We start from the raw sequence: 6391 nt of genomic DNA, 5'->3' as shown, positions 1-6391 counted from the left end.
CTACTACCTGGTGGACCGGAAGGCCAACATGATCATCACGGGCGGGGAGAACGTGTACCCGTCGGAGGTCGAGGCCGTGGTGGCCCAACACCCGGCCGTGCGGGACGTGGCCGTGATCGGGGTGCCCGACCCCAAATGGGGAGAGGCGGTGAAGGCCGTGGTGGTGCTCCAGGCGGGGTTTGCGGCCTCCGACGCGCTGGCCCGGGAGATCCAGGAGTTCTGCAAGGGCCGGATCGCCGGGTACAAGCGGCCAAAGATCGTGGAGTTCATCGCCGAGCACGAGATGCCCCGCACGGCCACGGGCAAGATCCTGCACCGGGTGCTCCGGGAACGGGCCCGGACGGGGTAGGGGGGCGAGGAGCGACGATCGGAGGTTGTTACCACGGAGGGCACGGAGGACGCGGAGACTCAAGGGCCCTGGGGTTCACGGCCCCGTCCTGATGGCGGACCTTCGGACCGGCGACCGGAGACCGACGACTGGAGACCGACGACCGTAGATTGAAGACCGATCTTCCTCGGAGGGAACGATGCGCATCGAACGACCGGCGGTGGTGGGGGTGGGGGCCACGGGCACCGTGCTGGCGGCGGCCCTGTTGGAGACGTGCCCCGAGACGATCCTCGTGGTGTCCCGGCCGGAGGCGGCCGAGGCCCTGCGGGCCCGGGGGCTGCGGGTGACCGGCGCGGTGGAGAAGGCGGTGCGGGTCGGGGAGGTCGTGGTGGGTCCGGAAGGTCTCGCGGGCCGCGGGGCCGACGCCGTGTTCCTGTGCACCAAGACCTACGACCTCCCCCGGGTTCTGGACGCCCTGGAACCCGCGGTACGGCCCGGGGAGACCGCCGTGGTGAGCTGCCACAACGGCCTCGGCACCGAAGACGACGTGGCCGAACAGTTCGGGGCGGAGAGCGCGTTCCGGATGGTTCTGAACTACGGGTGCGCCCGGCGCGGGCCCGGCGAGGCCGAGGTGGCGTTCTTCAACCCCCCGAACCATCTGGGGGCCGTGTCGCCGGCGGGCCGGGAGCGGGCGGCCGCCCTGGCCGGGGCCCTCACGGCCGGGGGGCTGGCCACCGAGGCCGTGGACGACATCGGCCTTTCCGTGTGGAAGAAGATGGTCATGAAGTGCACCATGGCCCCGATCTGCGCCCTGGCCGACATGACGCTCCGGGAGGCCCTCACGTCGCCGCCGAGCCGGCGGGTGGCCGATGCCTGCTTCCGGGAGGTGCTGGCCGTGGCCCGGGTCCTGGGATACGACCTCGGGGAGGAGTACCTGGCCCAAGTGGTGGCCTACCTGGAGAGGGCCGGGGTCCACAAGGACTCGATGTGCCACGACCTGGCGGCCGGAAAGCCCACCGAGATCGAATACCTGGGCGCCCGGGTCGTGGCCTACGGCGAACGCCACGGAATCCCCACCCCCACGTACCGGGTGCTCACCGACCTCGTGAGGGCGCTGGAGCAAAGCCGCCGCGGGGAGAAAGGCGGCTGACGGCCGAAGGCCGAGAATTATTCCACCACGGAGGGCACGGAGGACACGGAGGGGGGTGGAGGCGTTCCCGGGCCCTTGGGCCGGGCGCGGGAACGGAACCGCCGGGACCTTGCCCGGTGTGGGAGCGCCCTCCAAGGCGCGACTCGGGCCGTAAGGCCCGAAACGGCCGTGTCACAGCCCGGTTGGACCCGAGGGACCGTAGACGGTAGACCGCAGACTGTGGACCGAAGCTGCCGGAGGCGAGAGCGTGCGGGAACTGTGCGAGAACGTCTGGAACGTGGGTCATCCCCTCTTCGACGTGTACCTGGTGCGGGGCGGGGAGAGGGCCGCCCTGGTGGAGGTGGGGATCTCGGCCGTGGCGGGCCGGGTGGCGGGGAACCTCGAGCGCCTGGGCGTGGAGCCGGATCTCCTGGTGGTCACCCATCCCCACACCGACCACGTGAGCGGGCTTCGCCCTCTGCGGGAGCGCTACCCGGACGCCCGGGTCGTCGTGGCCCCCGGCGCCCGGGAGTTTCTGGCCCACCCCCGGGCCGCCGCCGGGTTCGGGGCCGAGGACCGGTTCATGGCCGAGGCGCTCCGGAGACGGGGCGAGAACGTGGCAGGGCCCCCCGAGCCGGAACCGCCGGATCTCGGGGATGCCGACGTGTTCGCCGAGGGGGCTCGGATCGATCTCGGCGGGCTCACCCTGGAGTTCCGGGAGGCCCACGGCCACTCGCCCGGAAACCTCCTGGTCCGGGTGCCGGAGCGAAACCTGATCTTCGCCTCCGACTCCCTGGGGTTCCGGTACGGGGACGGCGGGTTCATGCCGCTGTTCTTCACCGGCTACGGCCCGTACCTGGAGACCCTGGCGCGGATCCGGCAGGCGGCGCCCGAGATCGTGGCCCTGGGGCACCAGGGGGCGCTGGCGGGAGAGGCGGCCCGGGACGCCCTGGTCGCGGCCGAGGGGGCCGCCCGGAGCCTGCGGGACCGGGTGCTGGCCCACGAGGGAACCGACGAGGCCCTGGCGGAGGCCCTTTTCGCCGAGGTGTACCGGGACGAGCTCACCTGCTACAGCCCGGAGAACATCCGGGCCTGCTGCGGGCTTTTGATCCGCCGGGTGAGGCAGGGGTAGCAATCAGAAGCATCGTCGGATACGGGTGGGGGACTGGCTCCGGCCGGGTGCGAGTGCGGCACCCATTTCGCCGCGCCTTCTCATGCCGCCGTCAGCCCGGTGGGCCGGGGCACGGGCAGCGGAAGTTCCGAACCTTCCAAAGCAATCCAAGCCTGGTGGGGCGCGGCGACGTGAGGGGCCGCACCCGGCTCTCCACCAGCCCCCCACCCGCGGGTTTCCGTAGCGACCACGGGGACCTGACAATCCTTCCGTTGGTGTTGGTGGTAGCCACGTCCGCGCATCTACCCGCGGATCCGTTCCGCGCGGCCGGCCCACTCCCGCTCCCGCAGCACGTTTTTGCGGATCTTCCCCGTGCTCGTTTTCGGGAGGTCGCAGAACTCGAACGCCTTCGGGCACTTGAAATGGGCGAGCCGCTCCCGGCAGAACGCCCGGAGTTCCTCGGCCGTTAGGGTGACCCCGGGCTTGGGGGTCACGAAGGCCTTGGGCACCTCGCCCCAGGTGTCGTCGGGTACCCCGATGACGGCCACCTCGGCCACCCCGGGGTGCTTGTAGAGCGTGTTCTCCACCTCGATCGTGGAGATGTTCTCCCCGCCCGAGATGATGATGTCCTTCTTCCGGTCCTTGAGTTCGATGTACCCGTCGGGATGGACCACGGCGAGGTCGCCGCTGTGGAACCACCCGCCCCGGAACGCCTCGGCCGTGGCCTCGGGTTGGCGGAAGTAGCCGAGCATCACGTTGTTGCCCCGCATCACCACCTCGCCCAGGGTTTGGCCGTCCGCCGGCACGTCCTCCATGTGCTCGTCCACCACCCGCAGGTACACCGCATGGGTGTAGGCCACCCCCTGGCGGGCCTTGCGCCGGGCCCGTTCCTCGAGGGGAAGCTCGTCCCACTCCGGGTGCCAGGCGCACACGGTGTGGGGGCCGTAGACCTCGGTCAGCCCGTACACGTGGGTGATCCGGGCTCCCATCTCCTCCACCTGGCCGATCAGGGTGGGGCTGGGTGGGGCGGCCGCCGTGACGATGTGCACGGGCCGGGCGAACCGGTAGTCGGGGGACGGCCGCGCCGCCACCAGCATCCGGAGCACGGTGGGGGCGCCGCACAGGTGGGTGACCCCCCACCGGTCGATGAGGCGGTACGCCTCGGCCGGGTCGAACCTCCGTTGGCACACGTGGGTGCCGCCCACGGCGGTCACGGCCCAGGGGAAGCACCACCCGTTGCAGTGGAACATGGGCAGGGTCCAGAGGTACACGCTGTAGGCCGAAAGCCCGGTTTCCACGATCTCCCCGAGGGCGTTCAGCGCCGCGCCCCGGTGGGAGTACACCACCCCCTTGGGGTTTCCGGTGGTGCCCGAGGTGTAGTTGATGGAGATGGGGGCGGCCTCGTCGGTCACCCGGAACCCCACCGGCTCGGGGGAGGCGGAAGCGAGGAAACCCTCGTACTCCGGACCCTCCGGCGCCCAGGTCTCCCCTTCGGCCTGCGCGTCGGCGACGTGGACCACGAGCCCCGGGAACCCCTTGATGGCCGGCCGGACCCCGGCCGCGAGTTCCGGATCCACGAGGAGCACCTTGGGCTCGGCGTGGCCCAGGATGTAGGCCACCTCGTCGGCGGACAGCCGGGTGTTGATGGCCACGAGAACCCCTCCGGCCTTCGGGACCCCGAAATGGGCTTCCAGCATGGCCGGCACGTTGGGCAGCAGCGCGGCCACCCGGTCGCCGGGTCCGACCCCGGCGTCCCGGAGGGCCCGGGCCAGGGCGTCGCACCGCCGGCCGAACTCCCCGTAGGTCCAGATGCGGTCGCCGTAGACCGCGGCCAGCCGCTCCCGGAACACCCGGGCGCTCCGTTCGAGGAAATCCAGGGGGGTGAGGGGGGCGAAGTTGGCGTCGTGGAACTCCATGGAAACCTCCCGATCGCGTCGTGACCCGGCGGGGGAACCGCGGGGGGAGGCGGGTCGGTGCGCGGGGGGCCCGCCAACCCGTCCGTCGGCCCAGCCGGCCGGCCCGATTCCTAGGTCTGCCTTTCCACCTCCTGGGGCGGCCGCCGCCACCGGGTGCGGAAGCCCACGAGGCCCCAGAGCCGCCGGCTGCGGTGGTGCCGAAAGATCTCCTCCAGCGAGAGGTGGGGGTCTCGGTCCGGGGTTTGGAGATAGGCCCGGATCGCATCGATCCGGCGCACGAGCTCCTCCTCGGCGGCGGCCCGGAGCTCGGCCTTCAGCTCCAGGATCTCCTGCTTGAGCTCCCGGGGCGGGGGCTCCCCCCGGTACTTGCGGAGCTTGTACCGAATCCGGGTCTCCACCAGCCGCTCCAGCTTCTCCTCGTAGTCCTCGCCGAGCCAGAGCACCTCGGGCACCAGATCGCCGAAATGGGTCACCCCCAGGATGTCCTTGCCCTGCTCCCAGTAGGCCAGGAGGTAGTCGGTCTCCAGATCGCGATAGTTCTGTAGCGGCATATACATGCGACGAAGATGTTGCAGGACTTTCTCTGCTTTCTTCTTGTGGCCCCCGATGATCACCGAGCTGCCCACCTCGCCCCGTTTCACCCCCTTGGTCCAGGGGGCGCCCGTGATGCCGAAGTCGTTGGCGACCGGCAGGTGGAGGAGTGCCGAGAGGGTGTTGATGGCGAGCGCGTAGCCGGCGGACGGGCCGCCCACGGTATAGGAGGCGGAGAGGAGCTGGTGGTGGATGGTGTAGCGGTCCAGGAACTCCCCCAGGACCCGGGGGACGTTGATCCTGGGGGCGAGGCTCTGGAGGTAGTTCTCCACCAGGGTGAAGGCCTCCTTGGCCGACTGCTGGGTCATCTGCACCGCCATGTCGAGCTCCGCGGCGTTGGGGGCCGAGCTCGAAACGGCGCCGGTCACGAGCACCTTCTCCGGGGAGAAGTTGTACATGAGGCTCGTGGCGATGGGCAGGAGCATGCCGGTCACGTCGTTGGCGCCCACGCCGATGATGAACCCCACCTGGGGCTCCTGGCTGAGCTCGGCCCCCAGGAACTCGTCGAGCTGGACCTTGCCCTTTTTCGTGGGGCTCTGGCCGAGCTCCTGGCGGGCGGCCAGGAGGTGGGCCCGGGTGAGGGGGTAGTCCTCGGGCCGCTCGATGCCTTCCAGGAGCCCCAGCAGGTCGTAGTAGTGTTTCAGGAATTCCAGGGGCCGGGCCTTCAGGTCGGACCGGATCGTGTGGGGGGCGTCCACCGCCTCGAGGATCCCGGCCAGGGTCTTCAGGTTGAACTTGACGAAGTTCTCCTTGGCCTCGTTGGGGGCCTCCACCAGGGCCCGAAGCCGGAGGATCACCTCGAACTCGGTGCGCCGGAGGCCCACGGCCTTCTCCACGAACGCCGCGAAGTCCGCCGGCGTCTGGGACACCGGGGCGGCCGCCTCGTACAGGGCCGCCAGGTCGAGCCCCGGCCCCAGGGGCACGCCCTCGAGCCGTTTCTCGAGGATGCCCAGGATGTCGGCCTTTCGCAGGTGGCCCGTGACCTCCAAAGCCTTCAGCCGCTTCGAGCGCACCAGGGCCGGGTCGAGGATGTCGAGCCGGTTCGTGGTGAGCACGGTGAACACCCGGTTCAGGGGCACCTCGCCGTCGATGATGTTCAGGAATTTGTTCGTGATCTTGTCCTGGGGGCTTCCGCCCGAGGCGCTCCGGCGGGGGGCGATGGCGTCGGCCTCGTCGAAGAACACCACGGCCGGGGCGATCATCTTGGCGATGTCGTACACCCGCTCCAGGTTCTGGACCGTGCCGTCGATGGGGTTCGCCGGGTCCATGAGGTCGGTGGGCCGCACCGAGATGTCGTGCACGTCGCGGTTCTCGCT

5 protein-coding genes are annotated in these 6391 nt (G+C 70.5%); 3 read left to right on the top strand and 2 right to left on the bottom strand.

What is annotated here, in order from left to right:
- The 3 genes from ACY0I8_RS15155 to ACY0I8_RS15145 all read left to right on the top strand — a co-directional run.
- Nucleotides 1–349, top strand: a 349-nt coding sequence (locus ACY0I8_RS15155; protein WP_461395413.1) for a class I adenylate-forming enzyme family protein, incomplete at its 5' end; no start/stop codon positions are given.
- A gap of 178 nt (nt 350–527) precedes the next feature.
- On the top strand, nt 528–1478 hold the full coding sequence (locus ACY0I8_RS15150) for a ketopantoate reductase family protein (protein ID WP_461395412.1): 951 nt from the start codon (nt 528–530) through the stop codon (nt 1476–1478).
- Nucleotides 1479–1725: 247 nt separating this feature from the next.
- Nucleotides 1726–2589, top strand: a complete 864-nt coding sequence (locus ACY0I8_RS15145; protein ID WP_461395411.1) for an MBL fold metallo-hydrolase — start codon at nt 1726–1728, stop codon at nt 2587–2589.
- A gap of 281 nt (nt 2590–2870) precedes the next feature.
- Here ACY0I8_RS15145 and ACY0I8_RS15140 read toward each other — a convergent pair whose 3' ends face one another.
- The gene (locus tag ACY0I8_RS15140) at nt 2871–4484 is read right to left on the bottom strand and encodes a long-chain-fatty-acid--CoA ligase (protein WP_461395410.1); all 1614 of its coding nucleotides are present in this window, start codon (nt 4482–4484) and stop codon (nt 2871–2873) included.
- 110 nt (nt 4485–4594) lie between these two features.
- On the bottom strand, nt 4595–6391 hold a 1797-nt coding region (locus tag ACY0I8_RS15135; protein WP_461395409.1), incomplete at its 5' end, for an AAA family ATPase.

The sequence above is a fragment of the Deferrisoma sp. genome, assembly GCF_054681715.1.
This window is presented reverse-complemented; position numbering and strand designations above follow the sequence as displayed.